The sequence below is a fragment of the Paracoccus sp. NBH48 genome, from assembly GCF_015390265.1.
Lineage (GTDB): Bacteria > Pseudomonadota > Alphaproteobacteria > Rhodobacterales > Rhodobacteraceae > Paracoccus > Paracoccus marcusii.
This window is the reverse complement of sequence record NZ_VUOJ01000008.1, coordinates 38,504-63,611: the sequence shown is the minus strand read 5'-3', so window position 1 is coordinate 63,611 and position 25,108 is coordinate 38,504. Positions and strand designations below refer to the sequence as shown.

Annotated in this window: 27 protein-coding genes; 15 read left to right on the top strand and 12 right to left on the bottom strand. The window is 69.6% G+C overall.

All coding sequences use genetic code 11. The features are described from left to right. The first annotated feature begins 32 nt into the window (after positions 1-32). Positions 33-821: a tRNA pseudouridine(38-40) synthase TruA gene (gene truA, locus F1642_RS13190; RefSeq protein WP_194886437.1), complete on the top strand. Its 789-nt coding sequence runs from the start codon at positions 33-35 to the stop codon at positions 819-821. Here truA and F1642_RS13185 read toward each other — a convergent pair. Next, on the bottom strand, positions 782-1,576 hold the full coding sequence (locus F1642_RS13185; protein WP_349375766.1) for a sugar transferase: 795 nt from the start codon (positions 1,574-1,576) through the stop codon (positions 782-784). The genes truA and F1642_RS13185 overlap by 40 nt on opposite strands. A 161-nt stretch (positions 1,577-1,737) precedes the next feature. Between F1642_RS13185 and F1642_RS13180 the strand changes: the two genes are divergently transcribed. The 9 genes from F1642_RS13180 to F1642_RS13140 all read left to right on the top strand — a co-directional run bounded on the left by F1642_RS13180 (position 1,738) and on the right by F1642_RS13140 (position 9,471). Continuing rightward, the gene (locus F1642_RS13180; protein ID WP_194886436.1) at positions 1,738-2,196 is read left to right on the top strand and encodes a universal stress protein; all 459 of its coding nucleotides are present in this window, start codon (positions 1,738-1,740) and stop codon (positions 2,194-2,196) included. A gap of 62 nt (positions 2,197-2,258) precedes the next feature. Next, a complete protein-coding gene (locus tag F1642_RS13175; protein WP_046001314.1) occupies positions 2,259-2,822 on the top strand; it encodes a NifU family protein in 564 nt (187 codons plus the stop codon). Beyond that, positions 2,815-3,420, top strand: coding sequence for a tRNA (adenosine(37)-N6)-threonylcarbamoyltransferase complex dimerization subunit type 1 TsaB (gene tsaB, locus F1642_RS13170; protein ID WP_206692769.1), 606 nt, complete (start codon positions 2,815-2,817; stop codon positions 3,418-3,420). The genes F1642_RS13175 and tsaB overlap by 8 nt, the downstream gene beginning before the upstream one ends. Beyond that, entirely contained in the window at positions 3,417-3,836 is a 420-nt protein-coding gene (locus tag F1642_RS13165) for a GNAT family N-acetyltransferase (protein ID WP_194886435.1), read from the top strand. Before tsaB ends, F1642_RS13165 begins: the two co-directional genes overlap by 4 nt. 81 nt (positions 3,837-3,917) lie before the next feature. After that, positions 3,918-4,907: a BMP family protein gene (locus tag F1642_RS13160; RefSeq protein WP_046001312.1), complete on the top strand. Its 990-nt coding sequence runs from the start codon at positions 3,918-3,920 to the stop codon at positions 4,905-4,907. Next, the gene (locus F1642_RS13155) at positions 4,907-6,550 is read left to right on the top strand and encodes an ABC transporter ATP-binding protein (RefSeq protein ID WP_084693885.1); all 1,644 of its coding nucleotides are present in this window, start codon (positions 4,907-4,909) and stop codon (positions 6,548-6,550) included. The genes F1642_RS13160 and F1642_RS13155 overlap by 1 nt, the downstream gene beginning before the upstream one ends. Continuing rightward, complete coding sequence (locus F1642_RS13150) at positions 6,550-7,656, top strand: ABC transporter permease (RefSeq protein WP_194886434.1); 1,107 nt, start codon at positions 6,550-6,552, stop codon at positions 7,654-7,656. Before F1642_RS13155 ends, F1642_RS13150 begins: the two co-directional genes overlap by 1 nt. Continuing rightward, positions 7,653-8,681 carry an ABC transporter permease gene (locus F1642_RS13145; protein WP_139599275.1) on the top strand — a complete coding sequence of 343 codons (1,029 nt, stop codon included), beginning with the start codon at positions 7,653-7,655 and terminating at the stop codon, positions 8,679-8,681. The genes F1642_RS13150 and F1642_RS13145 overlap by 4 nt, the downstream gene beginning before the upstream one ends. Continuing rightward, a complete protein-coding gene (locus F1642_RS13140) occupies positions 8,665-9,471 on the top strand; it encodes a purine-nucleoside phosphorylase (protein ID WP_194886433.1) in 807 nt (268 codons plus the stop codon). Before F1642_RS13145 ends, F1642_RS13140 begins: the two co-directional genes overlap by 17 nt. On the opposite strand, the gene yghX is transcribed toward F1642_RS13140, so the two are convergent. Genes yghX through F1642_RS13125 form a run of 3 tightly spaced genes read right to left on the bottom strand, consistent with a single transcriptional unit; the run spans position 9,459 to position 12,073 of the window. Beyond that, positions 9,459-10,343, bottom strand: a complete 885-nt coding sequence (gene yghX / locus F1642_RS13135) for a YghX family hydrolase (RefSeq protein WP_194886432.1) — start codon at positions 10,341-10,343, stop codon at positions 9,459-9,461. The genes F1642_RS13140 and yghX overlap by 13 nt on opposite strands. 57 nt (positions 10,344-10,400) lie before the next feature. Further along, the gene (gene mnmH / locus F1642_RS13130) at positions 10,401-11,510 is read right to left on the bottom strand and encodes a tRNA 2-selenouridine(34) synthase MnmH (RefSeq protein WP_194886431.1); all 1,110 of its coding nucleotides are present in this window, start codon (positions 11,508-11,510) and stop codon (positions 10,401-10,403) included. A 2-nt stretch (positions 11,511-11,512) separates the two neighbouring features. Further along, the gene (locus F1642_RS13125) at positions 11,513-12,073 is read right to left on the bottom strand and encodes a L,D-transpeptidase (RefSeq protein WP_194886430.1); all 561 of its coding nucleotides are present in this window, start codon (positions 12,071-12,073) and stop codon (positions 11,513-11,515) included. 125 nt (positions 12,074-12,198) lie between these two features. Between F1642_RS13125 and F1642_RS13120 the strand changes: the two genes are divergently transcribed. Next, positions 12,199-14,430, top strand: coding sequence for a cation-translocating P-type ATPase (locus F1642_RS13120; protein ID WP_194886429.1), 2,232 nt, complete (start codon positions 12,199-12,201; stop codon positions 14,428-14,430). Continuing rightward, positions 14,427-15,071 carry an arylesterase gene (locus F1642_RS13115; RefSeq protein ID WP_255522444.1) on the top strand — a complete coding sequence of 215 codons (645 nt, stop codon included), beginning with the start codon at positions 14,427-14,429 and terminating at the stop codon, positions 15,069-15,071. The genes F1642_RS13120 and F1642_RS13115 overlap by 4 nt, the downstream gene beginning before the upstream one ends. Positions 15,072-15,077: 6 nt before the next feature. Here the strand turns inward: F1642_RS13115 and F1642_RS13110 are convergent, their stop codons facing one another. The 4 genes from F1642_RS13110 to meaB all read right to left on the bottom strand — a co-directional run bounded on the left by F1642_RS13110 (position 15,078) and on the right by meaB (position 18,166). After that, positions 15,078-15,548, bottom strand: coding sequence for a copper chaperone PCu(A)C (locus tag F1642_RS13110; RefSeq protein WP_045984182.1), 471 nt, complete (start codon positions 15,546-15,548; stop codon positions 15,078-15,080). A 120-nt stretch (positions 15,549-15,668) separates the two neighbouring features. Further along, a complete protein-coding gene (gene rpmB, locus F1642_RS13105; RefSeq protein WP_046001306.1) occupies positions 15,669-15,965 on the bottom strand; it encodes a 50S ribosomal protein L28 in 297 nt (98 codons plus the stop codon). A gap of 126 nt (positions 15,966-16,091) precedes the next feature. After that, positions 16,092-17,126, bottom strand: a complete 1,035-nt coding sequence (locus F1642_RS13100) for a bifunctional transcriptional activator/DNA repair enzyme AdaA (protein ID WP_194886428.1) — start codon at positions 17,124-17,126, stop codon at positions 16,092-16,094. A gap of 65 nt (positions 17,127-17,191) precedes the next feature. Then, positions 17,192-18,166, bottom strand: a complete 975-nt coding sequence (gene meaB / locus F1642_RS13095) for a methylmalonyl Co-A mutase-associated GTPase MeaB (RefSeq protein WP_194886427.1) — start codon at positions 18,164-18,166, stop codon at positions 17,192-17,194. A gap of 122 nt (positions 18,167-18,288) precedes the next feature. On the opposite strand from meaB, the gene F1642_RS13090 reads away from it, so the two are divergent. The 3 genes from F1642_RS13090 to F1642_RS13080 all read left to right on the top strand — a co-directional run bounded on the left by F1642_RS13090 (position 18,289) and on the right by F1642_RS13080 (position 20,852). Beyond that, positions 18,289-18,675, top strand: a complete 387-nt coding sequence (locus F1642_RS13090; RefSeq protein ID WP_052715326.1) for a hypothetical protein — start codon at positions 18,289-18,291, stop codon at positions 18,673-18,675. A gap of 86 nt (positions 18,676-18,761) precedes the next feature. Beyond that, positions 18,762-20,054: a serine--tRNA ligase gene (serS, locus tag F1642_RS13085; protein WP_194886426.1), complete on the top strand. Its 1,293-nt coding sequence runs from the start codon at positions 18,762-18,764 to the stop codon at positions 20,052-20,054. A 54-nt stretch (positions 20,055-20,108) separates the two neighbouring features. Continuing rightward, positions 20,109-20,852 (top strand): hypothetical protein, encoded by a 744-nt coding sequence (locus F1642_RS13080; protein ID WP_194886425.1) that lies wholly within the window; start codon positions 20,109-20,111, stop codon positions 20,850-20,852. 6 nt (positions 20,853-20,858) lie between these two features. Here F1642_RS13080 and der read toward each other — a convergent pair whose 3' ends face one another. The 4 genes from der to F1642_RS13060 all read right to left on the bottom strand — a co-directional run bounded on the left by der (position 20,859) and on the right by F1642_RS13060 (position 25,054). Further along, positions 20,859-22,343 carry a ribosome biogenesis GTPase Der gene (der, locus tag F1642_RS13075; RefSeq protein ID WP_046001301.1) on the bottom strand — a complete coding sequence of 495 codons (1,485 nt, stop codon included), beginning with the start codon at positions 22,341-22,343 and terminating at the stop codon, positions 20,859-20,861. Further along, positions 22,340-23,656 carry a PQQ-binding-like beta-propeller repeat protein gene (locus F1642_RS13070; RefSeq protein ID WP_045983618.1) on the bottom strand — a complete coding sequence of 439 codons (1,317 nt, stop codon included), beginning with the start codon at positions 23,654-23,656 and terminating at the stop codon, positions 22,340-22,342. Before F1642_RS13070 ends, der begins: the two co-directional genes overlap by 4 nt. Positions 23,657-23,682: 26 nt before the next feature. Further along, on the bottom strand, positions 23,683-24,324 hold the full coding sequence (locus F1642_RS13065; RefSeq protein WP_045983615.1) for a tetratricopeptide repeat protein: 642 nt from the start codon (positions 24,322-24,324) through the stop codon (positions 23,683-23,685). Positions 24,325-24,454: 130 nt separating this feature from the next. After that, positions 24,455-25,054, bottom strand: a complete 600-nt coding sequence (locus tag F1642_RS13060) for a superoxide dismutase (protein ID WP_045983614.1) — start codon at positions 25,052-25,054, stop codon at positions 24,455-24,457. Between the last annotated feature and the right edge of the window lie 54 nt (positions 25,055-25,108).

Here is a 25,108-nt window from a genome sequence, read left to right as displayed (position 1 = left end):
CGCCGTTCCGGACAGAAGGTCCCGCGCGACTGATGCCCCGCTTTGCCCTGCAGGTCGAATATGACGGCGCGCCCTTTGCCGGATGGCAGGCGCAGGCCGACCAGCCCAGCGTCCAGGGCGCGATCGAAACCGCGCTGGCGCGGCTGGACCCCGCTTTCGCCACCCGCCGCATCGCCGCCGCCGGGCGCACCGATGCGGGCGTGCATGCCACCGGACAGGTGGCCCATGCCGACCTGGATCGCGACTGGGACCCCTTCCGCCTGTCCGAGGCGCTGAACTGGCACCTGAAGCCCGCGCCCGTCGCCATCCTGCGGGCGGCGCGGGTGCCGGATGATTTCCACGCCCGGTTTTCGGCCGTGGAGCGGCGCTATCTGTTCCGGCTGGTGGCGCGGCGGGCGCCGCTGACGCATGGGCGCGGACAAGTGTGGCAGGTGCTGAACCCGCTGGACGTGGATGCGATGCGCGCGGGCGCGGCCCATCTGGTCGGGCATCACGACTTTACCACCTTCCGGTCGTCGATCTGTCAGGCGAAAAGCCCGGTGAAGTCGCTGGACGAGATCAGGATCGAGGTCGCGGACATCCCGCAGGGATACGAATACCGCTTTCACCTGCGCGCGCGGTCCTTCCTGCACAACCAGGTCCGGTCCATCGTTGGGACACTGGAACGGGTCGGCGCGGGATCATGGGCGCCGGACCGTGTGGGACAGGCGCTGGCGGCGCGCGACCGGGCGGCCTGCGGGCCGGTCTGTCCGCCCCATGGCCTGTACCTGACCGGGGTGGGCTACCCCTGCGACCCCTTCGACGGGCCGATCGGCAGGTAGGACTGACCGCGACGGCGACGGCGCGGACGTTCGTCGCGGCGCGAGATCACGATCTTGAGCGTGTTCCACAGGATCCACAGGTCCAGCCGCAGGCTGCGATGGCGTTGATAGATCAGGTCGATCTTCAGCTTGGCCGGCAGGCAGCGGCGGTAATAGGCCATCTCGGTCGCCTCGGCCGACTTGCAGCGGGCCAGGATGCGGTCCTCGTGGCGGTGATAGATCAGCGTGGCCAGCCCGGTGACGCCGGGGCGCGAATGCAGCACCTGGGCATAGACGGCAGGAAAGCGTTCGACATATTCGCGCAGCGGCGGGCGGGGTCCGACAAAGCTCATGTCGCCGCGCAGGATGTTGAACAGCTGCGGCAGCTCGTCGATGCGCGACCGGCGCAGGAAGCGGCCCATCGGCGTGATGCGCCACGCCTTGTGCGCGCCGGTGGCCCCGAAATCGTCCTCCTCGCACAGCATGGTGCGGAACTTCCACTGCGTGAAGGGCTGGTTCGGGGCGCGCATGCGGTGCGCGGCATAAAGGATAGGCCGGCCCTGCAGCAGCAGCAGCAATCCCGCGACCGTCAGCATCACGACCGATAGCGGCACCAGCAGGATCAGCACCAGGATCAGGTCGAACGCGCGCTTGGAGACCGGCATGGGATTGACGCCGGGGACCCGCGCCTCGCCGATGAACCATGCCATGCGGGGCGCGCTGAGCGGTCCCAGATGCGCGGCATCGGCCTTTTCCCAATCATGGTGGATCGTCACGACACCGTCCGCATTGCACATTTCACGCCAGTCAACCTCATCGCGACTAGCACGACATGCAAGCATTGGAAACGGGTGCGGCGCTTTCCTGCGCACTGACTTGCGCGGGCATGGCACTTCGGCCACTGTCGGGGCGAAAGAGGCGGAGGTCCGGCGACACGATGCGGAAATTTCTGGTCCTTCTGGACGACAGCAGGGAATGCCTGAACGCGATGCGCTTCGCGGCGATGCGCGCGGCCAAGTCCCACGGGGCGGCGGTTGTGATCCTGTCGGTCATTCCCGCCGAGGAGATCCAGCACGGATTCGGCGTGGCAGACGTGATGCGCGCCGAGGCCCGCGAGCGGATCGAGGCGCATTTCGAGGTCTTTGCCAAATGGATGCGGTCGCGCCCCGGGGTCGAGCCGGAGCTGGTCATCCGCGAGGGCGACACCGCCGAGGAGCTGCTGGCTCAGATCACCGAGGACGGAGAGATCGGCGTGGTCGTGCTGGGCCTGTCCTCGGACAAGAGCAGCACCAACCCGGTCCTGACGCGGCTGATGCGCGATCCGACTGCCCTGCCCTGCGCCATTTCGCTGGTGCCCGGCGATCTGTCCAAGGAGCGGCTGGAGGCCATCACCTGAGATCCCCGGCGGCTTGACCCAAGCGCCCCGGATCGCCATATCGGGATCAAAGGAGCGCCCCCATGTTCATCCAGACCGAGACGACGCCGAACCCCGCAACGCTGAAATTCCTGCCCGGAGAGACGGTGCTGGGCAGCGGCACGGCCGATTTCCCGACCCCCGAGACCGGGGCCGCATCGCCCCTGGCGCGGCGGATCTTTGCGGTGGACGGCGTGACCGGCGTGTTTCTGGGCCGTGATTTCGTGACCGTCACCAAGGCCGACCAGGTGCCGTGGGATCACCTGAAGCCGTCCGTGCTGGGCGCGATCATGGAGCATTTCCAGTCGGGTGCCCCGGCGATCGAGGGCGCGGCGGCGGACACCGGCGGCCATGTCGCCCATGAAGCAGGCCCGGACGCCGAGATCGTGGTGCAGATCAAAGAGCTGCTGGACACGCGCGTCCGCCCGGCGGTTGCGCAGGACGGCGGCGACATCACCTTCCACGGCTTCGATCGCGGCATCGTCTATCTGCACATGCAGGGGGCCTGCGCGGGCTGCCCGTCCTCGACCCTGACGCTGAAGATGGGGATCGAGAACCTGCTGCGTCATTACATCCCCGAGGTCGTCGAGGTCAGGCCCGTTGCCTGACCAGATCACTCCCGATCCAGTGGTTCTGGGTTTCGACACATCGGCCGCGCATTGCGCGGCCGCTTTGCTGCGCGGCGACGCGGTTCTGGCGGCGGTCCATGAGGACATGGCCAAGGGACAGGCGGAGCGCCTGATGCCGATGCTGGAGGAGATGCTGACCGGCGCGGGCCTGGGCTGGGGCGACCTGGATGTGATCGGGGTCGGCACGGGGCCGGGTAACTTCACCGGCATCCGCGTGGCGGTGGCGGCGGCGCGCGGCCTGGCCCTGTCCCTGGGCATCCCCGCCATCGGGGTCGAGGCGCCCGAGGCGCTGGCCTGGGGCCTGCCGCGGCCCTGTCGGGTGGTGATCGCGGGACGGGGCGACATGGTCATCTGGCAGGACTTTGCCGAGGGCGCGGAGGGCTGGCCGCAGCAGGCTGCGGCCGGCGCGCTGCCGCCCGGCCCCGCGCAGGCTGCGCCTGCGACAGGAATTGCCGAGGGTGTGGCGCGCCTGGCCGCGGCCCGCGCGCATCTGCCGCAGCCCCGCCCCGCGCCGGTCTATCTGCGCCCGGCGGACGCGGCGCCCGCCCGCGATGCGCCCCCGGTGATCCTGGCGTGACACCCGAGGATCTGGCCGCACTGCATGCGCGGTGCTTCGACAGCCCGCGCCCCTGGTCGGCCGACGAGTTCGCCAGCCTTCTGGCGGGTTGTGGGACGTTCCTGCTGGAAGCGCCGCACGGTTTCCTGATGGGGCGCGCCATCGCCGGCGAGGCCGAGTTGCTGACCGTGGCCGTGGACCCGCAGGCGCGGCGGGCGGGCACGGGCCGCGCGCTGGTTGCCGCATTCGCGGGCAAAGCGGCGGCGATGGGGGCCGAGGAGGCCTTTCTGGAGGTCGCGCATGACAACCTTGCGGCACGACGGCTGTATCAGGCCACGGGATGGCTGGAAGCGGGCGTCCGGCGGCGATATTACGGGCCTGCGACGGACGCGATCGTGATGCGTCTGACGCTGCGTGCGACCCAAGAAGGCGGTTGACCGGACCCCGTGCGATGCGCCCTAATCGGGCGATCAGCGGGCCCGTTGAATCGCCCGCGAAAAACAGGATGAGGTTCCTTTATGTCCCTGATGAAATCGCTGCTGGCGGGCTCGGCCCTGGCCGTGCTGTCGACCGGTGCGGCGCTGGCCGATCCGGCGCTGATCTATGACCTGGGCGGCAAGTTCGACAAGTCGTTCAACGAGGCGGCGTTCGGCGGCGCGCAGCGTTGGGTCGAGGAGACCGGCGGCACCTATCGCGAGCTGGAGATGCAGTCCGAGGCACAGCGCGAGCAGGCCCTGCGCCGCCTGGCCGAAAGCGGATCGAACCCCATCGTCATGACCGGCTTCGCCTTTGGCGACGTGCTGACCAAGGTCGCGGGCGATTACCCGGACACGAAATTCGCCATCATCGACATGGTGGTCGAGGCGCCGAACGTGCAATCGGTCGTCTTCACCGAGGAGCAGGGCAGCTATCTGGCCGGCGTCATGGCCGGGATGGCGTCCGAATCCGGCACGGTCGGCTTCATCGGCGGCATGGACATCCCGCTGATCCGCAAGTTCGAATGCGGCTTTGCCCAGGGGTTCAAGTCGGTCCAGCCCGAAGGCTCGCTGGTCAGCAACTATACCGGCACGACGCCCGCCGCCTGGAACGACCCCGTCAAGGGTGGTGAGTTGGCGCGCGCCCAGAAATCGCAGGGCGCCGATGTGATCTATGCGGCCGCCGGCGGCACCGGCATCGGCGTGCTGCAGGCCGCCGCCGACGAGGGCATCCTGGCCATCGGCGTGGATAGCAACCAGAACGCGCTGCATCCGGGCCAGATCCTGACCTCGATGGTCAAGCGCGTGGACAATGCGGTCTTCGACGCCTTCACCGCAGGCACCGACCTGGAGCCGGGCGTCAAGGTCATGGACCTGGCCGCGGGCGGCGTGGACGTCGCGGTCGACGACAACAATGCCGAGCTGGTCACCGCCGAGATGCAGGCCGCCGTGGACGAGGCCAAGGCCGCCATCGCCTCGGGCGAGGTCACGGTGCATGACTTCATGACCGACAACGCCTGCCCGGCGTCGTAATGACCACTGCGGGCGACATGCTGGGGGGGCGGTCGGACACGGCCGCCCCCGCTGCCATCGAGCTGCGCGGCATCTCGAAGGCGTTCGGGGCCGTTCAGGCGAACCGCGACATCAGCCTGGCCGTGCCCAAGGGCACGATCCACGGCATCATCGGAGAGAACGGCGCCGGGAAATCGACGCTGATGTCGATCCTGTACGGGTTCTACAAACCCGATGCGGGCCAGATCCTGGTGGGCGGAAAGCCGATCAGCATCAGCGACAGCCAGACCGCGATCCGTGCGGGCATCGGCATGGTGTTCCAGCACTTCAAGCTGGTGCAGAACTTCACCGTGCTGGAGAACATCATCCTGGGCGTCGAGGATGGCGCCCTGCTGCGCCCGTCGCTGTCGAAGGCGCGCGGCGTCCTGAAGCGCCTGGCCGCCGAATACCAGCTGAACGTGGACCCCGACGAGGTGGTGGAAAACCTTTCCGTCGGACACCAGCAGCGGGTCGAGATCCTCAAGGCGCTGTATCGCCAGGCCGACATCCTGATCCTGGACGAACCCACCGGCGTGCTGACGCCCGCCGAGGCAGACCACCTGTTCCGCATCCTCAAGGGGCTGCGCGACGAGGGCAAGACGATCATCCTGATCACGCACAAGCTGCGCGAGATCATGGAGATCACCGACAACGTGTCCGTGATGCGCCGCGGCGAGATGGTCGCCTCGGTCCGCACCGCCCAGACCAGCCCCGAGCAGCTGGCCGAGCTGATGGTCGGCCGCAAGGTGCTGCTGAACGTGGACAAGCAGCCGGCGCGGCCGCAGGCCCCGGTCCTTGAGGTGCGCGGCCTGACCATGGTCGATGCCGAGGGGGTGGAGCGCCTGCGCGGCATCGACCTGGACATTCGCGCCGGAGAGATCCTGGGCATCGCGGGCGTCAGCGGCAACGGCCAGACCCAGCTGCTGGAGATCCTGGGCGGATACCCGGAAAAGGGCGCCAAGGTCACGGGCGAGGTGCGCATGAACGGCGCCGCCCTGCCCCTGACCGGATCGGGCTGCGATGCCGGTCAGCGCCGCCGCGACGGCGTGGGCCACATCCCCGAGGACCGTCAGGTCGAAGGCCTGATCATGGATTTCGCCGCGTGGGAGAACGTGGCCTTCGGCTGGCACGACGCGCCCGAGTTCAACAAGGGCTGGCTGATGGACAACGACGCCATCCGCCGCGACGCCCAGGCAAAGATGGAGCGGTTCGACGTGCGCCCGCGCGACTGCCACCTGGCGGCGCGCAACTTCTCGGGCGGGAACCAGCAGAAGATCGTCGTCGCCCGCGAGATCGAGCGCAACCCCGACCTGCTGCTGATCGGCCAGCCCACGCGTGGCGTGGACATCGGCGCGATCGAGTTCATCCACAAGCAGATCGTGGCGCTGCGCGACGCGGGCAAGGCGATCCTGCTGGTCAGCGTGGAGCTGGACGAGATCCTGGCCCTGTCCGACCGCGTGGCCGTGATGTTCGACGGCCGCATCATGGGCGAACGCCTGCCCGCACAGACCACCACCGGGGAACTGGGCCTGCTGATGGCGGGCATCACCGACACCAGGAACGTCCCCGACGATGCGGGCATCCCGCCGGGAACCGCCCATGACCTGCCGGAGGGACGCGCCTGATGGACAAGATGCCGAAATGGGCGGACGTCATCCTGACGCCGCTGATCTCTCTGGTGCTGGCGATGGGCATTTCCGCGCTGGTGATCCTGGCCATCGGGGAAAGCCCCTGGATGGCGCTGACCACGATGGTCGAAGGGGCGCTCGGCTCCAGCTATGGCTGGGGCTTCACGCTGTATTACGCGACGAACTTCATCTTCACGGGGCTGGCGGTGATGGTCGCCTATCACGCCGCCCTGTTCAACATCGGCGGCGAGGGGCAGGCGGCGATGGGCGGCCTGGGGGTCGCGCTGGTGCTGCTGTTCCTGCCGCTGCCGCATTGGGCGATCGCCCTGCCGGTGGCGATGCTGGGCGCCGCGGCCTTCGGGGCGGCCTGGGCCTTCATCCCCGCGATCCTGCAGGCGAAACGCGGCAGCCACATCGTGATCACCACGATCATGTTCAACTTCATCGCCGCGGCCACGCTGAACTATGTGCTGGTGAACCAGCTGCGCCCGACGGGCAGCATGGACCCGGCCTCCGCCCGCTTTCCCGAGGCCACGAACCTGCCCGCGCTGACCGACATCGCGGCGAGCATGGGGTTTGAATGGGGCCGCAACACCCCGGTCAACGTGACCTTCCTGGTGGCGCTGGCGGCCTGCTTCCTGATCTGGGTGCTGATCTGGCGGACGCGTCTGGGCTATCAGATCCGCGCCTTCGGCAAGTCCGAACCGGGCGCGGTCTATGCGGGCATCAACCCGGTGCGCATCACCGTCATCGCCATGCTGATCTCGGGCGCGCTGGCGGGGATGATGGCCATCAACAACGTGATGGGCGAATCCGAACGCCTGGTCCTGAACGCGGTCGAGGGTGCGGGCTTCATCGGCATCGCGGTCGCGCTGATGGGCCGCAACCACCCACTGGGCATCCTGCTGGCGGCACTGCTGTTCGGCTTCCTCTATCAGGGCGGCGGAGAGCTGGCGCTGTGGACCACCATCCCGCGTGAGCTGATCATCGTGATCCAGGCCCTGGTGATCCTGTTCACGGGCGCGCTGGACAACATGGTCCGTATGCCATTGGAACGGTTGTTCCTGACCATGAAACGGACCAGCCGGGGGGCGGTGAAATGAACATCCGCGACTCGCTGATCGCAATCATCGTCCTCGCCATCTGCCTGGTCTGGGCCTTTGCTGACGGCGCCGCCGCCCAGCAGGGCATCGGCAGCGCGCTGCGCCTGATGACGCCGCTGCTGCTGGCCTGCCTGGCGGGGCTTTATTCCGAACGCGCCGGGGTCTTCGACATCGGGCTGGAGGGCAAGATGCTGATGGCGGCCTTCACCGCCGCATCGGTCGCCTACATCACCGGCAGCGCCTGGCTGGGCCTGGCCGCGGGCATCGCCGGGTCGCTTGCGCTGTCGCTGATCCATGGCCTCGCCTCGATCACCTTCATGGGCAATCAGCTGATCTCGGGCGTGGCGATCAACTTCCTGGCCTCGGGGCTGACTGTGCTGGTCGGACAGAACGCCTTCGGACTGGGCGGGCGCACGCCGGCCCTGACCGGTGCGGGGCGGTTCAACCCGATCACCCTGCCCGGTGCCGAGGCGCTGCGCGACGTCCCGGTACTGGGCCCGATCTATTCCGGGCTGATCTCGGGGCAGACGATCCTGGTCTATGTGGCCTTTGCGCTGGTGCCGATCACGTGGTGGGTGCTGTACCGCACCCGGTTCGGCCTGCGCCTGCGCGCGGTGGGGGAAAACCCCGCCTCGGTCGATACGGCGGGCGTGTCTGTCACCCGGCTGCGCTATACCGCGGTGGCCATCGCCGGGGTGCTGTGCGGCATCGCGGGCGCCTATCTGGCGACCGGCCTGTCGGCGGGCTTCGTCAAGGAGATGACCGCCGGGCGCGGCTTCATCGCGCTGGCCGCGCTGATCTTTGCCAAGTGGCGGCCGTGGCAGGCGCTGTTCGCGACCTTCCTGTTCGGCCTGCTGGAGGCGATCGCCAACCTCTATCCGAACCTGGACCTGGGGATCATCACGGTGCCGTCCATGTTCATGAACGCGCTGCCCTATATCCTGACGGTGGTGATCCTGGCCGGCTTCGTCGGCCGCGCCATCCCGCCCCGCGCCGGAGGAGAGCCCTATGTCAAGGAGCGCTGAGCTTGCCGCCCTGATCCGCGACCGCGCGGGTCAGGAGGCGCCCGAATACGGCCTGATCCTGGGGTCCGGGCTGGGCCACCTGTCGGCATGCGTCGATGGCGTGGCGATCCCCTATGACGACCTGCCGGGCTTTCCCCATGCGGGCGTGTCGGGCCATGTGCCCCAGCTGGTCATCGGCCGGCTGGAGGGGGTGCGGGTTGCGGTCTTCGGGGGGCGGTCGCATTACTATGAATCCGGGCGGGCGGACGCGATGCGTCTGCCGCTGGAGGTGTTGGCCGCCTTGGGATGCGACAAGCTGATCCTGACCAACGCCGCCGGGTCGCTGCGCCCCGACATCCCGACCGGCGGGCTGATGCTGCTGAACGACCACATCGCGTTTGCCGGCACCAACCCACTGATCGGAGAGGCGACCGACGCGCGCTTCGTGCCCATGACCGACGCGCATGACGCTGCGATGCGTGCGGCCCTGCTGGCCGCGGCCGAGGCCGAGGGGGTGGAGATGCCCCAGGGTGTCTACTGCTGGTTCTCGGGGCCAAGCTTCGAGACCCCGGCCGAGATCCGCGCCGCCCGCGTGCTGGGCGCCGATGCGGTGGGCATGTCGACGGTGCCCGAGATCATCCTGGCACGGTTCTTGGGCCTCAGGACGGCGGCAATCTCGGTCGTCACCAACATGGGGGCGGGGCTGTCCGACGAATCGATCAGCCACGACCACACCAAGGCGATGGCCCCCCTGGGCGCCGCCAAGCTTGAAACCGTGCTGCGCCGTTTCCTGAAGGATCAGGCCAGGTAGCGGGCGAACCAGTCCAGCGTCCGCTGCCACGCCAGTTCCGCGGCCTCGGGGTCGTATCGCGGCGTCGAATCGTTGTGAAAGCCGTGGTTGGTGCCCGGATAGACATGCGCCTCATAGGTCTTGCCGGCCTCTTTCAGCGCGGCCTCGTAGGCGGGCCAGGTGGCGTTGATGTTCTCGTCGATCTCGGCGAACTGGAACAGCAGCGGCACCTCGATCTTGGGAACGTCCGCCACGGGGGCCTGCCGGCCATAGAACGGCACCGACGCGCCCAGTTCCGGATAGGCCACCGCCAGCGCGTTGCACACGCCCCCGCCATAGCAGAAGCCCACCGCGCCGACCTTGCCGGTCGACTGCTCATGCGCCATCAGATGTTCGGCCCCCGCAAAAAAATCGTTCATCAGCAGGGTCGGATCGACCTCGGCCTGCAGGGCGCGCCCCTCCTCGTCATTGCCGGGATAGCCGCCCTTGGAGGTCAGCCCGTCCGGCGCCAGCGCCAGATAGCCCGCCTTGGCCAGGCGCCGCGCGACGTCCTCGATATAGGGGTTCAGGCCGCGGTTCTCGTGGATCACCAGCACCGCGGGCCAGGGCCCCTCGCCCGCCGGGGCCACCTGATAGGCACGAACCTCGCCATGCCCCTCGGGCGACGGATAGGTCACGTATTCGGGCAGGATGTCGGGGTCGGTAAAGCTGACCTGCTGGGCCAGCGCATAGTTCGGCCGCAGCATGTTCAACAGCGCCAGCGCGGTGACGCCGCCGACCGCGAACTTGCCAGCCCGATCCAGGAACTGCCGCTTGGTGATGCGGCCGTGGGCATAGAAGTCGTACAGCTCCAGCAGTTCCTGCGGGAAATCCTTGGCACTCATCCGGGTCATCGCGCTCTCCTGACATGGGGTCGCGGTCAGACTAGGCCAGCCCGCCCCCCTGCCCGATCACAAATCGGCGACCGCCCTGCGCGCGGGGCCCGCATCCGCCGTCCGCGACGAACCGCCCGCGGTCATCCGGGCCAGCCCCGCCTCGACCAAGCCGGTGGCGGCGTCCAGGTCGGACAGGTCGTCCAGTGCGACGATCTGTCCGCGCCCGTCGTCATGACGCGACCGGTGCTTGTCATAGCGCGGGTCGTAATGATCGCGCAGCAACCCCTCGGACAGATGCTGCCACCGGCCCTGGGCCAGCGCCTGCCGCCAGCCCTCGACACGCTCGGCGGGGTGCAGGGGGGCCATCAGGTCCAAAATCGCGGCGACGCGCGCGGGATCGTCGACCATGTCGCGATAGGTCGCGGCGGTGAACGCCGCGCGCGCGGCGACCGGCACCTGCATCTGCAGGCGGGGCGCGGCGCAGATCGCCTGCCACATCGCCTTGGGGACAGTGATCTGGCCGATGCGGCTGCTCTCGGCCTCGACCAGCAGGGGGCGGGCGGGGTCCAGACGCTCCAGCGCGACGGCCAGGCGTCCTTCGAACATCTTCTGGCTGGGCTGGCCCTCGGGGTGGCCGCCGAACAGGCTGCCGCGATGGTTGGCCAGCCCCTCCAGGTCGATCACCTGATGGCCGCGCTGCGCCAGCCGCTGCAGGATCGCGGTCTTTGCGCTGCCCGTGTTGCCGTCCAGCACGATCACCGGAGCCGCGATCGGACCGTTCTGCACCCGGTCCACGACCAGCGACCGCCATGCCTTGTAGCCGCCCTGAACCCGCGCCACGCGCCAGCCGATCTGGCTCAGGATCGTGCCGAAGCTGCCCGAGCGCTGCCCACCGCGCCAGCAATAGACCAGCGGCTGCCACGCGCCGCCCCGATCGGCCAGCGGCCCCTGCAGGTGCCGCGCCGCATTGGCCGCGACCAGCGCCGCGCCCAGCTTGCGGGCGTCAAAGGGTGACACCTGCTTGTAGATCGTGCCCACGCGGGCGCGTTCCGCATCCGACAGGACCGGCAGGTTGATCGCTCCGGGCAGGTGATCCTCGGCGTATTCCGCCGGGGCGCGGACATCGATGATGTCGTCGAACCCGGCCAGAACCGGGTCCGCCGCGCTGGCAAGCGTCAGATCCAAGATCAGAAGACGTAGACGGGCGTGCCGATGCGCACCTGGTCGAACAGGCTCATCACGGCCTCGTTGCGCATGCGCAGACAGCCGTTGGAGACCGCCCGCCCGATCGATCCGGGATCGGTCGTGCCATGGATGCGGATGGCGGTGTCGTTGCCCCGGTCGTCATACAGGTACAGCGCCCGCGCCCCCAGGGGGTTCTGCGGACCGCCGGGCATGCCGTCGGCGTATTTCGCATAGGCGCCGGGGTTGCGTTCGATCATGTCGTCGGTCGGGCGCCAGCTGGGCCATTCGACCTTGCGGCCGATCGTGGCCTTGCCCTTCCAGACCAGTTCGGCCGTGCCGACGGCGACGCCGTAGCGGACCGCCTTGCCCGGTGCGACAACGTGATACAGGAAGAAATCGCGGCTGACGACGACGATGCTGCCGGTCTCGAAATCGTCCCGGATCTCGACCTCGATGGGGGCGTAGGGATCGACCGCCGCCTCCTGGGCGCCGGCCAGCGTCGGGGCCAGGGCGGGTGCGGCCAGCAGCAGGGCGGCCAGAGAGATCATCTGACGACGGTTCATGGCGCAGTTCCAATCGGTTTGCTTTTCCCCCGGATACAGTGAAACGCCCCCGGCCCGCAACTCACGAGGGCGTTCGGCCGCCTCGCGGCCTTGACCGCGCGTCCCCCGCGCCACATCTGTCACCCATGACCCAAGCCGCAGCCCCGATCCCCGCCGATGGCCTGCCCGTCACCCGCCTGGCCATCCGGGGCATGAGCTGCGCGGCCTGTTCGGGACGCGTGGGCCGCGTGCTGTCGGCCCGCCCCGACGTGGCGGATGCGCAGGTGAACCTGGCCACGCACCGCGCCCAGGTCAGCCACGATCCCGCCCTGACCCCGCAGGCCTTGGCGCAAATCGTGACGGATCTGGGCTATCCCGCGACCGTCATCGCCGACCGCGCCCCCCCACCCCCGGACGAGGCCCCGGCCCTGCGCCGTGCGGCCCTGACCGCCGCCGCCCTGACCCTGCCCGTCGCGGTGGTCGAGATGGGTGGCCATCTGGTCCCGGCCTTCCACCACTGGCTGCATACGCTGGTTCCCATGCGCGCGTTGTGGGTCGTGCAGATGATCCTGACGCTGGCGGTGCTGGCCGGACCGGGGCGGCGGTTCTTCGGCACGGGGCTTGCCGCCCTGCGCCGCGGCGCCCCCGAGATGAACAGCCTCGTGGCGCTTGGCGCGGGCACGGCCTTTGCCTTTTCCGCCGTCGTGACCCTGGCCCCCGGCCTGGTCCCCGCCGCCTCGCGCCAGGTATGGTTCGAGGCCGCGGCGGTGATCGTCACACTGATCCTGACCGGCCGCTGGCTGGAGGCGCGCGCCAAGGGCCAGGCCGGCGCCGCGATCCGCGCGCTGCTGGCCCTGACGCCCGATCACGCGACCGCGCTGCGCGACGGGCATCCGGTGCGTGTCGCGGTGGCCGACCTGCAGCCGGGCGATCTGGTGCAGCTGGCACCCGGCGAACGCATTGCGCTGGACGGCGTGTTGACCGAAGGCGCGGGCCATGTCGACGAATCCATGCTGACGGGCGAACCCGTCCCGGTGCTGCGCGCGCCCGGCGACACGGTGACCGGCGGCACGGTCAACGGCGCGGCCGCGTTGACCTATCGCGTCACGGCCACGGGGCCGGACACCGTGCTGTCGCGGATCGTGGCCCTGGTCGAAGAGGCGCAAGCCGCCCGCCTGCCGGTGCAGGCGCTGGTCGATCGGGTCACGCGGATCTTCGTTCCGGTGGTGATGGGCCTGGCGGTGCTGGCCTTTGCGCTGTGGCTGATCTTTGGCCCCGACCTTGCGCATGCGGTCGTGGCGGCGGTGTCGGTGCTGATCATCGCCTGCCCATGCGCGATGGGCCTGGCGGTGCCGATGTCGATCATGGTGGGCAGCGGGCGCGGCGCGGGGCTTGGCATCCTGTTCCGCCAGGGCGATGCCCTGCAGAAACTGGCGGGCGCGCGGGTGGTGGCCTTTGACAAGACCGGGACGCTGACGCAAGGCCGCCCCCGCGTGACGCAGATCTGGACCCACGGCATCGACCGCGACGCCGCCCTGCGCCTGACCGCCGCGGCCGAGGCCCGATCCGAACACCCCCTGGGCCGCGCGATCCTGGCCGAGGCAGGCGGCATGACGCTGCCCCCGGCGCAATCGGTGACCGCCCTGCCCGGACGCGGCCTGACCGCCACGGTCGAGGGGCGGTCGCTGCTGATCGGCAACGCCGCCGCGCTGCAGGCGGCGGGCATCGTGCCGGACGCCGCCCTGATCCGCCATGCCGATGCCGCATCGGCCGATGGCGCGACCCCGGTGCATCTGGCCGCCGACGGCCGCCACGTGGCGACATTCGCGCTGGCCGATCCCGAACGCCCCGAATCCGCCGCGGCCATCGCCGCCCTGCGCGAAATGGGCCTGCGGACCCAGATGCTGTCGGGCGACCTGCCCGCCACCGCGCAGGCCATGGGCGCGCGGCTTGGCATCGACCGGGCGCAAGGCGGGCTGACCCCCGACGACAAGCTGACGGCGATCCGCGCGATGGGACCGGGCAGCGTCTTCGTGGGCGACGGCATCAACGATGCGCCGGCGCTGGCCGCCGCCGACACGGGCATCGCCATCGGCACCGGGACCGACATCGCCATCGAGGCCGCCGATGCGGTGCTGATGGCGGGCGATCCGCAGGGCGTCGCCCGCGCGATCCGCCTGTCGCGCGCCGTGATGCGCAACATCCGCCAGAACCTGTTCTGGGCATTCGCCTACAATGCCGCGCTGATCCCGGTTGCCATGGGCGCGCTGGTGCCCTTTGGTGGGCCGCAACTGTCGCCCATGCTGGGGGCGGGCGCGATGGCGCTGTCCTCGGTCTTCGTGGTGACCAATGCCCTGCGCCTGAGGACTGCCGCATGACCTTGACCCGCCGCCACCTGCTGACCACCGCCGCCGCCGCCACAATGGTCCGCCCCGCCCAGGCACAGGCGCTGCCGCGCATCCTGTGCTTTGGCGACAGCCTGACCGCCGGTTTCGGCCTGGGCCCGACCGAGGGGCTGGTCCCGCAGCTGTCGGCCTGGCTGGCCGATGCGGGGCGCCCGGCGGACCTGATCGATGCGGGGCTGTCGGGGGACACCACCTATGGCGGCCGCGTGCGGATCGAGCTGTCGATGCGCCGCCACCGCCCCGATGCCGTCATGGTCGAGCTGGGCGGCAACGACATGCTGCGCCGCTGGCAGCCCGCAGATGCCGAGGCGAACCTGGACGCGATCCTGCAGACCGCGGGCAGCGGCGGGCGGCCTTTGCTGCTGGTCGGCATCCACGCCCCGGCGGGCCAGCCCGACTGGCGCCGTGCCTGGAGCGGGATCTGGCCGCGTTTGGCCGAACGCCACGGCGCCCTGCTGCTGCAGGATCTGTATGCGCCGCTGGCACAGGTGCCCGCGACCGACAGGGCGCCGCTGCTGCTGCGGGACGGGGTTCACCCGTCGGCGCAGGGGGTGGCGCTGATCGTCCGGCACCTGGGTCCGGTGGCCGCCCAGCTGGTCGAACGGGCGGCCTGAGGGGCCTCAGTGGCCCTGATGGTCGCCGTGGTCGTGATCGGCGGGGGCGGCATCCTCGCGCTGGTTGTCGACGACGACCTGCACCTCCTCGGTGCCGCAATCGCCGAAATCCATCGACAGGGTCAGCGTGTCGCCATCGGCCAGCGGTTCGGCCAGGCCCAGCATCATGATGTGGTCGCCGCCGCGGTTCAGGGCGTGGGTCTGACCGGCGGCGACGGCGATCCCGTCCTCGATCCGGGTCATCTTCATGACGCCGCCTTCCTCGACATGGGTGTGCAGCTCGACCCGCTCGGCCGCGTCGGACGACACGCCCTGCAGGGTGCAGGCGACCTGACGGTGGTTTTCCAGCTGCATGAAGACCGCGCCCACCTTGGGGTTGGTGCTGCGCGCATAGGCGTCGTTGGCGTGCATGCCGTCATGGGCAAGGGCGGCCACCGGGGACAGCACCGCGACGGCGGCTAGGATCGACAGTTTCATTCGGCAAGGTCCTTGGATGGGGCCGGGGCGCGAACAGGCCGCACCGCACGGGCCGGGGTTCCGGACATGCAAAAGCCCCGCCGGAACGGCAGGGCCATGCATCATCCGACGATCATCGGATCAGGCGGTCGCGGCAGCCGATTCGGCCTTGACCAGGTCGCGCTTGATCTTCTGGGCGCGGTCCGACAGCTCGGTGTCCTTGGCTTTGGCCAGGAAGGCGTCCAGGCCGCCACGGTGATCGACCGAACGCAGCGCCGCAGCCGAGATGCGCAGCGAGTAGCCGCGGCCCAGCTTTTCGGACAGCAGCGTGACCTCGTTCAGGTTCGGCAGGAACCGGCGACGGGTCTTGTTGTTGGCATGGCTGACATTGTTACCGCTCATCGGGCCTTTGCCGGTCAGTTCGCAGACGCGCGACATGGTGTGTTCCTTCGTCTCAGCTGTGCGGGCGGGGGGTCCGTCCCAATGTGAAAAGGCGCCGCGAGGCAGCGCCCGGAATTCCGTTCGCGGGTGGCTACCGCATGAGGGGCGCGTCGTCAAGCCTTGTCAGGTGATTCCATAGCCGCGCTCCAGCGCGATCAGGCGCTCCTTGCGCCACAGGCCGCCCGCATATCCGGTCATGGTGCCATCTGTGCCGATGACCCGGTGACAGGGCACGACCAGCGCCAGCCGGTTCGCCCCATTGGCCGCCGCGACAGCGCGGACGGCGGCGGGATGGCCGATGGCCGCGGCAAGCTGGGCATAGCTGCGCGTCCGGCCGGCGGGAATCGCCTGCAGTTCCTGCCAGACGCGGGTCTGGAACGGCGTGCCGCGCAGGCGCACCGGCAGATCCAGCCGCCCGTCGCTGCCCGCGAAGAACCGGGCCAGGGCGGCCTCGGCACGGTCGGTCACCGCGGTGCGGCCCAACCCGATCCGCCCCCCCGCCATCACCGACAGCCGCCGCAGCCCCTGGGGCAGCGCCTTGCGGTCGGTGAATTCCAGCAGGTGCAGGGCGTCGTCATCGGCGATGGCGATCATCCCGCCCAGGGGTGTATCGATCCAGTCCGCGCGCAGGTCCGCGGCCCCCCGCATCTGGTGCGGCGCATGCCCGAACAGGCGTGCAAAGGCCTGCCGGAACCCCGATGCCGAATCGAATCCCGCGTCCAGCTGTGCGTCGATCATCCTGCCTCCTTGCGTCAATGTGGTCAGACCCGCGCGCAGTCGTGCCGCGCGCGCCAGCTGCAGAAAGCTGGTGCCCAGATGCTGGCGGAACAGCCGCCGCACGGTCGAGGGGTCATGCCCCAGGGCGGTCAGGTCCGCCTCGGACCAGCGGCGGGCGGGGTCGGCGGCCAGCGCCGCGCCCAACGTGGCGACCAGCGGCGGCACCTGCCCTTCGGGACGGCAGCGCAGGCAGGGGCGGAACCCCGCGGCCCGCGCGGCGGCGGCATCCGCGAACCAGCGGCAGTTGTCGCGCCGCGGCTTGCGCGCCGGGCAGCTCAGCCGGCAAAAGATCCCGGTCGAGGTGACGCCGACCAGCGCACGCCCGTCATATCCCGGATCGCGCGCCAGCAGCGCGGCATACAGATCGTCATGGTCCGGCATCGCCCCCTCCTGTGCGGACCGGTCTAGCCGATTCGCGGACAGGGCGGGGCGCGTTTTCGGGCATTTCATCGCGGCTGCCGCAACCAGTCCAGCATCTGGCGCGCGGCCTCGACCGGGGGCAGCGCGCCTTGGGTGACACGGGCGCCCAGATCACTGATGCGCGCGCGGGCGTCCGGGGCGTCCAGCTGCGCCAGCAGCCCACCCTGCAGTTCGGCCATGAACCAGTCGCGCGCCTGTTCGGCCCGGATGCGGTCGAAATGACCGGCATCGCGGCGCCAGTCGGCCAGATGGCGCATGCAGGACCACGCCTCGGGCAGGCCCGCGCCGGTGGTCGCGCTGACCGGCATGGCCTTGGGAAAGCCGTCGGGATCCTGCGGCCGCTTGCGCAGCAGGCGCAGCGCGCCCGCGTAATCGGCCACCGTCCGGCGCGCGGGCGACAGCAGGTCGCCATCGGCCTTGTTCACCAGGATCAGGTCGGCCATCTCCATGATGCCGCGCTTGACCCCCTGCAATTCGTCGCCGCCCGCAGGCGCCAGCAGCAGGATGAACAGGTCCGACATCTGTGCGACCAGGGTTTCGGATTGGCCGACGCCCACCGTCTCGATCAGGACGACGTCATGGCCCGCGGCCTCGCACAGGCGGATCGCCTCGCGCGTGCGGCGGGCGACGCCGCCCAGATGGGCGCTGGACGGGCTGGGCCGGACATAGGCGCGCGGGTTGCGCGACAGAAGCTCCATCCGCGTCTTGTCCCCCAGGATCGAACCGCCCGACCGGGTCGAGGACGGATCGACCGCCAGCACCGCGACGCGCAGCCCCTGTTCGGTCAGCATCGTGCCGAACGCCTCGATGAAGGTCGACTTGCCCACCCCCGGCGTGCCTGACAGGCCGATCCGCAAGGCCGTGCTGTCGGGCAGCGCCGCGATCAGGCGGCCTGCGCGGTCGCGATGGTCGGGGCGGGTCGATTCCACCAGCGTGATCGCGCGCGACAGCGCCCGCCGATCGCCCCGCAGCAAGGGTGTCAGAAGATCGTCCGTCGTCATCGCCGCCTTGTCCCGCTTTGCGCGAGACACTGGACCAGCCACCGCCGGGGGGCAACCCCGTCGACCTTGTGCCATGGGCCGGCAGGGCGTAATCTGGCGCCATCCCGCGTGGAGGTCCCGTCATGCCCATCCTGTCCCGCCGCACCGTCCTGATGGGCGCCGCGGCCGTGATGCTGCCCCTGGGGGTGCGGGCCGCGCCGCCGTCGGGCTGGCGGCTGATGATGGTCGAATCGCCCGCCTGCCACCATTGCCGCGCCTGGCATGCGCAGATCGGGCCCGGCTATGCGGCCTCGGCCGCGGGGCGCGCCGCGCCGATCCTGCATGTGGACGTGGATGGCCCCTATCCTGACGGGCTGGCACTGGCGCGGCGACCCTGGATCACGCCCACCTTCGTGCTGCTGTCGGATGGATCCGAGGCAGGCCGGATCGAGGGTTATGTCGGCCAGCGCTATTTCTATCCCGTGCTGGAGGAGATGATGCGCGGTGCGGGACTGACACTGGGCGCGTGATATTCCCGCGGTGGCGGCGGGCCGGGCTTTCTGTCGCGGTCGGCATGCGCTAGTCAGGCACCCAGACAATTTGCGAAGGTGCCGCCATGCATGACATCCGTGCGATCCGTGACAATCCCGATGCCTTCGAGGCGGCGCTGAACCGCCGCGGGCTGACCGGCCTGACCGCGCAGATCCTGTCGCTGGACGAGGCCCGCCGCGGTCGCATCGCCGCCGCCGAGACCGCGCAGGCGGACCAGAACAAGGCCAGCAAGGACGTGGGCGCCGCCAAGGCGCGGGGCGACGACGCCGAGTTCGAGCGTCTGCGCGCGCTGGTCGCCACGACCAAGGCCGACATCGCCCGCATGCAGGCAGAGGCCGCCGATCTGGACGCGCAGCTGCGCGACCTGCTGCTGGGCATTCCGAACCTGCCGCTGGACCGTGTCCCCGAGGGCCGGGACGAGGACGACAATGTCGAGCTGCGCCGGTGTGGCACGCCTGCGGCCCTGGACTTTGCCCCGGTCGAGCATTTCCAGATCCCCGGCGTCGTGCCGGGCATGGATTTTCAGACCGGCGCCAAGCTGTCCGGCAGCCGCTTCGTCGTGCTGAAGGGGGCGGTCGCGCGCATCCATCGCGCGCTGGCACAGTTCATGGTCGACCTGCATGTCGACCAGCACGGGCTGGAGGAGACCTGGACCCCCGTCCTGGTGCTGGAACAGATGATGCTGGGCACCGGCCAGCTGCCCAAGTTCGGAGAGGACAGCTATCTGACCCGCGAAGGGTACTGGCTGATCCCCACATCCGAGGTGACGCTGACCAACACGGTCAACGGCGACCTGCTGGACCAGGCCGCCCTGCCCCGCCGCATGGTCGCCCACAGCCAGTGCTTCCGATCCGAGGCAGGCAGCGCGGGCCGCGACACCACCGGCATGCTGCGCCAGCACCAGTTCGAGAAGGTCGAGATGGTGTCGATCACCGATGCCGAAACGGGTCTGGCCGAACATGACCGCATGACCCGCTGCGCCGAGGCCGTGCTGGAGGCGCTGGAACTGCCCTATCGCACGATGATCCTGTGCACCGGCGACATGGGCGCGGGCGCGCGCATCACCCACGACCTGGAGGTCTGGCTGCCGGGCCAGGACCGCTATCGCGAGATCAGCAGCGTCAGCTATTGCGGCGACTATCAGGGACGGCGGATGAACGCGCGCTATCGCCCGGCGGGCGGGGGCAAGCCGGAATTCGTGCACACCCTGAACGGGTCCGGCCTGGCCGTCGGGCGCGCGCTGATCGCGGTGCTGGAAAACGGCCAGCAGGCCGACGGATCGGTCCGCCTGCCTGCGGTCCTGCACCCCTATCTGAAGGGCGCGACCACGCTGACCGCCCAGGGATCGCTGGCCTGACACCCCGATTGCGGACGGCGCGAAACTGCCGCAGGCCGGCGCGCGTTGGCCTGCATGACACGGATCGGTTCAGTCTTGCATCTGGTGGTCGCCGCGATCTTCGTGATCTGCGGCGTGATCTTCGCGATGCAGCCCGATGCGCGCATCATCACGGACGCGGCGCGTCTGGCGGCGCCGCTGCTGCCGCCCGTCGCGCCGACCAGCATCGCCATTCCCCACCTGTACCTGAACCCCGACAACCTGTTGATGTGGATGCTGCTGATCGCCGTCTGGATGATGGTGATGCTGGATGCGGTCGGGCAGTGGATCGACCCGTCTGATGACGAGCCGATCCGTGCGGGCCGACCGCGCGTGTGGCCGATGCTGCTGGGGGCGCTGATCCTGGCATCGGTCTGGCCGCTGCTGATCGACAATCCGGGAGTGCTGACCCTAGCCTCTGTTGCCGGGGCCATCGCCGCGACGGTGGGCGCCCGGCGCGCGGCGGGTCGGCACCGCCCCGCGATCGGCTTTCTGGCCGGATGGGCCACCGCCCTGGCCTCGGCCGCGCTGGCGGAACTGACCGCCGTGCAGTTCGGCCTGTCCGCGCAGATCGTGTCGGCCGTGGCGATCCTGCCCGCCGCGGCCCTCGGCATGGCCGCGCAGATGTGGATCGGCCCAAGCGTGGGCTATTCCGTGGCGCTGATCTGGGCATTCTGCGGGCTGGCCATCTCGACCATGGGCAGTGATCCGATGATCGCGCTGGCCGCGATCATCGGGATCAGCGCGATGGCCACGGTGCTGATCCGCGCGGCCAGCTGAGCCGGGTCAGCTGCCCTTGGGTTTCTGGCGGTGCTTGTGCTTGGACAGCGCGCCAGACTGCACGATCTTGGTGGCCTTGGCCTTGTAGGGGTTCTCGCCGCCCTGATCGCGGAAGAACAGGCGGATCGGCGTGCCGGGCATGTCGAAATCGGTCCGCAGTCCGTTGATCAGATACCGCTGATAGCTGGTGGGGATCTGGTCGGTATGGGTCGATTTCACGATGAACGCAGGCGGACGCGTCTTGACCTGCGTCATGTAGCGCAGGCGGATGCGGCGACCGCCGGGGGCCGGGGGCGGATGGCTTTCGGTCATCGCGCCCAGCCACTGGTTCAGGCGGGCGGTCGGCACGCGGCGGTTCCAGACCTCGTGCGCCTTGATGACGGCGTTGTGCAGGCGGTCCAGCCCCTTGCCGGTCTTGGCCGACACGGTGATCAGCGGCGCGCCACGCAACTGCGGCAGCAGCTTTTCGAAACTGGCGCGCATCTCGTTCAGCTTGTGGGACTTGTCGTCCTCGGTGTCCCACTTGTTGACGGCAATGACGACGGCGCGACCCTCGGTCTCGGCGAAATCGGCGATGCGCAGATCCTGGGTCTCGAAGGGGATCTCGACGTCCAGCAGGACGACGACGACCTCGGCGAAACGCACGGCCCGCAGGCCGTCGGCCACCGACAGCTTCTCCAGCTTCTCGGTCACGCGGGCGCGCTTGCGCATGCCGGCCGTGTCGAAGATGCGCATGGGCGTGCCCATGAAGTTCGTGGTCACGCTGATCGAATCGCGGGTGATCCCGGCCTCGGGGCCGGTCAGCAGGCGGTCCTGTCCCAGGATCTTGTTGATCAGCGTCGACTTGCCCGCATTGGGGCGGCCGATCACGGCAATCTGCAGGGGACGGGCCTCGGACGGGCGCCAGTCCTCGGAACCCTCGCCCGATTCGGCGTCCTCCTCGGACAGGTCCAGGTCGGTCACGGCCTCGATCGGGGCGGGACGCTCGGCCTCGATCCGGTCGGCCAGGGGCATCAGCACGCCGTAAAGGTCGTCCATCCCCTCGCCATGCTCGGCCGAGATGCGCAGGGGCTCGCCCAGGCCCAGGGCATAGGCCTCCATGGCCCCCGCCTCTCCGGCGCGGCCCTCGGACTTGTTGGCGGCGACGATGACGTGCTTGGCGCGGCGGCGCAGGATCTCGGCGAAATACTCGTCGGCCGCGGTGATGCCGATGCGCGCGTCGACGACGAACAGGCAGATGTCGGCCTCGTCAACGGCGCGTTCGGTCAGGCGGCGCATTCGCCCCTGCAGGCTGTCATCCTCGGCCATCTCCAGGCCCGCGCTGTCGATCACGACAAAGCGCAGGTCGCCAAGGCGGCCCGCGCCCTCGCGGATGTCGCGGGTCACGCCGGGCTGGTCATCGACCAGCGCAAGTTTCTTGCCAACCAGACGGTTGAACAGGGTGGACTTGCCCACATTGGGCCGCCCGACGATCGCAAGGGTGAATGTCATCTGAACGCATGCAACTGGCCGTTGCGCGCAACGACGTAAAGGGTTTGACCGGCGACCACCGGGGCCGATGCCGCCCCACCGGGGATCGCCACCTGACCGACCAGCGCGCCGGAGGCGGGATCGAAGCTGCGCAACATGCCATCGCTGGAGGCGATATGCAACCGCCCCCCGGCCAGCACTGGACCGTAATGCGCGTGGACCGCATCCTGACGCCGCACGCGCTGCGTGGTGTAATACGGCAGGGGCTGGCGCCAGACGACGCCGCCCGTCGCCGCATCCAGCCGGACCAGCTGGGCCTGGTCGTTCACGGCAAAGACCGACCCGCCCGCGACGACGACCGGGCTGTTGGCGCCCTCGTCCGCGGTCCAGTCGTTCAGGCCGGTCGACAGTTCGACCGCGCTGATGCGCCCGGAAGAGGTGCCCGAATAGACGCGCCCGCCCGCGATCACCGGATCTCCGGTCACGTCACGGACCACCGCGATGGCGCGTCCGGGACGGGTGCCCGCGATCTGCGACGTCCAGTTGGTCAGGCCCGACTGGCGGTCCACCGCCACGATCTGCCCCGACGAGAACGGGAACACCACCGTGTCGCCCTGTACGGCCGGGACCGACACGCCCATGACGCCCGACCCCGACGGCGTGCCTGCCGCCTGCCACAGCACGCGCCCATCGCTGGCGCGCACGGCCCAGCCCACGGCGTTCCGGGCCGCGACATAGACCACGCCGTCCTGCACGGCCGGGCCGCCGCCGATCGAGGCCTCGACCCGCTGGCGCCACAGCACGGCGCCGCTGGCCGCGTCCAGCGCGACCAGTTCGCCGAAACCGGTGGTGACGAAGACTCGCCCGCCCTCATAGGCCAGACCGCCGCCCGAGGCGCTGTCGACATTCTCCAGCGCGGGCGTCACGTCGGTGGACCAGGCGCGCCCGCCGTTCAGCGCGGTCGCAGTGACGCGGGCGCGGCTGTCCAGGGTAAAGACCCGGCCCGCCGCCACGACGGGGTCGGCGGTGATGCGGTGACGACGGGTTTCACCCTGGCCGATGGATGCGGACCACAGGGCCGTGCCGCCCGCGCCCAGGGCCAGATGGCCCGGCGCATGGGCGGCGTTGCCGCCGCGATGGGTCCATTCGCCGTTGGTGACCGGGGCGGACAGGGACAGCGCGGTGCCGGTGATGCCCGCCGCACCCTCGACCGCGGGACCGTCGGCCGAGATGACGGCCAGGGGGTCCAGGCGCTCTCCGGGCAGGATGATTTCGCGGTCGCCGCAGCCGGCAAGTCCCAGTCCGGCGGCCATCGCCAAGGTCAGTCGCAGCATGGCGGTCATCCCTGTCTCTCAGTCCGTTATTCGGTCGGTTCGGGCGTCTCGCCCAGGGCGATCATCATCTCGGACAGGCGACGACGCAAGGCCTCGGTCAGGCCGTCCTTGTCCTGGATCTGGCGGATCAGGGTGATCGCATCCTCGGGGCGCCCGGCACCGATCAGGGCCACGGCCTTCTGTTCCAGTGCCAGCAGCTCGAACGGCGCACCGGCGCGCGACAGGCGGGTCAGGATGGCGTCGCGTTCGGCCGCATCCATCTGCGCGCCCTGTGCCATCACCAGCTTCAGCTGCGCCAGCTCTCCCAGCACGCTGTCGGGCTGGGCATCGGCCACGCCCTGCAGCGCCTGTGCGCGGGCATCGGGATCGGTCTGCGCGCCCGCGGCCAGCAGCCCGGTCAGCGCCTGCCGCCCGGCCGAACCGCGCGGATCGACGGCCAGAACGGCGGCGGGGTCGTTCTCGGCCTCGGCCGCCAGGATCGCATCGCCCCAGGCCTGCGCCGCGGCGCGGTCCTGGGCGGCGCTGTATTCGCGCCACGCGGTGAAGCCGACCACCGCCACGATCACCAGTACCACGATCCAGCCGTAACGGCGCATCGCCCCGTACAGGCGGTCGCGCCGCAGCTCTTCGGTGACTTCGTCGATGAAGGTGTCGCTCTGGTTGGCCATGCCCGCCCTGCCGATCTGTCCTGTGTTCCCGTGGTCTTATACCGCGATGGGCGGAAATGCCAATGCCGGCGCGGGCGCCACGCAAAAGGCCCGCCACAAGGGGCGGGCCTTTCGATCGATGCGTCCGACCTCACATGCGCGAGGCGACGTTCTCCCAGTTCACCAGCTTGTCCAGGAAGTTTTCCAGGTACTTGGGGCGCGCGTTGCGGAAGTCGATGTAGTAGCTGTGCTCCCACACGTCGCAACCCAGCAGCGCCGTCTGACCGGTGCACAGCGGGTTCACACCGTTTTCGGTCTTGGTGATCTCCAGCTTGCCGTCGGCATTCTTGACCAGCCAGACCCAGCCCGACCCGAACTGGCCGACGCCGGCCTCGGCGAACTTCTTCTTGAACTCCTCGACCGAACCGAAGCTGTCCTTGATCGCGGCTTCCAGGTTGGCGGGCATCGGGCCGGGGTTCGGGCCCATCATCTCCCAGAACTGGGCGTGGTTCCAATGCTGGCTGGCATTGTTGAAGATGCCGTTCTGCGCCACGGCGCCCTTCTGGTAGGTGCCCTTGACGATATCCTCCAGCGACTTGCCTTCCCACTCGGTCCCCGCCACCAGCTCGTTCAGCTTGGTGACATAGGCGTTGTGGTGCTTGTCGTGGTGATACTCCAGCGTCTCGCGCGACATGCCGCCGGCTTCCAGGGCATCATGCGAATAGGGAAGATCGGGAAGGGTGAAGGCCATTTTGCGGTCCTTTCGAAAGGGTTGGTTCGGCTCGGCGCGAACGGTCGCGCATTC

Excerpts from the sequence above, each read along its gene's own strand:
- der (WP_046001301.1), bottom strand. The coding sequence starts at position 22,343 with ATGACATTCACCCTTGCGATCGTCGGGCGGCCCAATGTGGGCAAGTCC.
- F1642_RS13145 (WP_139599275.1), top strand. The coding sequence starts at position 7,653 with ATGAACATCCGCGACTCGCTGATCGCAATCATCGTCCTCGCCATCTGC.
- F1642_RS13080 (WP_194886425.1), top strand. The coding sequence starts at position 20,109 with ATGACACGGATCGGTTCAGTCTTGCATCTGGTGGTCGCCGCGATCTTC.
- F1642_RS13070 (WP_045983618.1), bottom strand. The coding sequence starts at position 23,656 with ATGCTGCGACTGACCTTGGCGATGGCCGCCGGACTGGGACTTGCCGGC.
- serS (WP_194886426.1), top strand. The coding sequence starts at position 18,762 with ATGCATGACATCCGTGCGATCCGTGACAATCCCGATGCCTTCGAGGCG.
- F1642_RS13175 (WP_046001314.1), top strand. The coding sequence starts at position 2,259 with ATGTTCATCCAGACCGAGACGACGCCGAACCCCGCAACGCTGAAATTC.
- F1642_RS13140 (WP_194886433.1), top strand. The coding sequence starts at position 8,665 with ATGTCAAGGAGCGCTGAGCTTGCCGCCCTGATCCGCGACCGCGCGGGT.
- F1642_RS13180 (WP_194886436.1), top strand. The coding sequence starts at position 1,738 with ATGCGGAAATTTCTGGTCCTTCTGGACGACAGCAGGGAATGCCTGAAC.
- F1642_RS13100 (WP_194886428.1), bottom strand. The coding sequence starts at position 17,126 with ATGCCGGACCATGACGATCTGTATGCCGCGCTGCTGGCGCGCGATCCG.
- meaB (WP_194886427.1), bottom strand. The coding sequence starts at position 18,166 with ATGACGACGGACGATCTTCTGACACCCTTGCTGCGGGGCGATCGGCGG.
- F1642_RS13110 (WP_045984182.1), bottom strand. The coding sequence starts at position 15,548 with ATGAAACTGTCGATCCTAGCCGCCGTCGCGGTGCTGTCCCCGGTGGCC.
- F1642_RS13125 (WP_194886430.1), bottom strand. The coding sequence starts at position 12,073 with ATGAACCGTCGTCAGATGATCTCTCTGGCCGCCCTGCTGCTGGCCGCA.
- yghX (WP_194886432.1), bottom strand. The coding sequence starts at position 10,343 with ATGACCCGGATGAGTGCCAAGGATTTCCCGCAGGAACTGCTGGAGCTG.
- F1642_RS13160 (WP_046001312.1), top strand. The coding sequence starts at position 3,918 with ATGTCCCTGATGAAATCGCTGCTGGCGGGCTCGGCCCTGGCCGTGCTG.
- F1642_RS13155 (WP_084693885.1), top strand. The coding sequence starts at position 4,907 with ATGACCACTGCGGGCGACATGCTGGGGGGGCGGTCGGACACGGCCGCC.
- F1642_RS13115 (WP_255522444.1), top strand. The coding sequence starts at position 14,427 with ATGACCTTGACCCGCCGCCACCTGCTGACCACCGCCGCCGCCGCCACA.
- F1642_RS13060 (WP_045983614.1), bottom strand. The coding sequence starts at position 25,054 with ATGGCCTTCACCCTTCCCGATCTTCCCTATTCGCATGATGCCCTGGAA.
- F1642_RS13065 (WP_045983615.1), bottom strand. The coding sequence starts at position 24,324 with ATGGCCAACCAGAGCGACACCTTCATCGACGAAGTCACCGAAGAGCTG.
- F1642_RS13150 (WP_194886434.1), top strand. The coding sequence starts at position 6,550 with ATGGACAAGATGCCGAAATGGGCGGACGTCATCCTGACGCCGCTGATC.
- truA (WP_194886437.1), top strand. The coding sequence starts at position 33 with ATGCCCCGCTTTGCCCTGCAGGTCGAATATGACGGCGCGCCCTTTGCC.
- rpmB (WP_046001306.1), bottom strand. The coding sequence starts at position 15,965 with ATGTCGCGCGTCTGCGAACTGACCGGCAAAGGCCCGATGAGCGGTAAC.
- F1642_RS13120 (WP_194886429.1), top strand. The coding sequence starts at position 12,199 with ATGACCCAAGCCGCAGCCCCGATCCCCGCCGATGGCCTGCCCGTCACC.
- F1642_RS13090 (WP_052715326.1), top strand. The coding sequence starts at position 18,289 with ATGCCCATCCTGTCCCGCCGCACCGTCCTGATGGGCGCCGCGGCCGTG.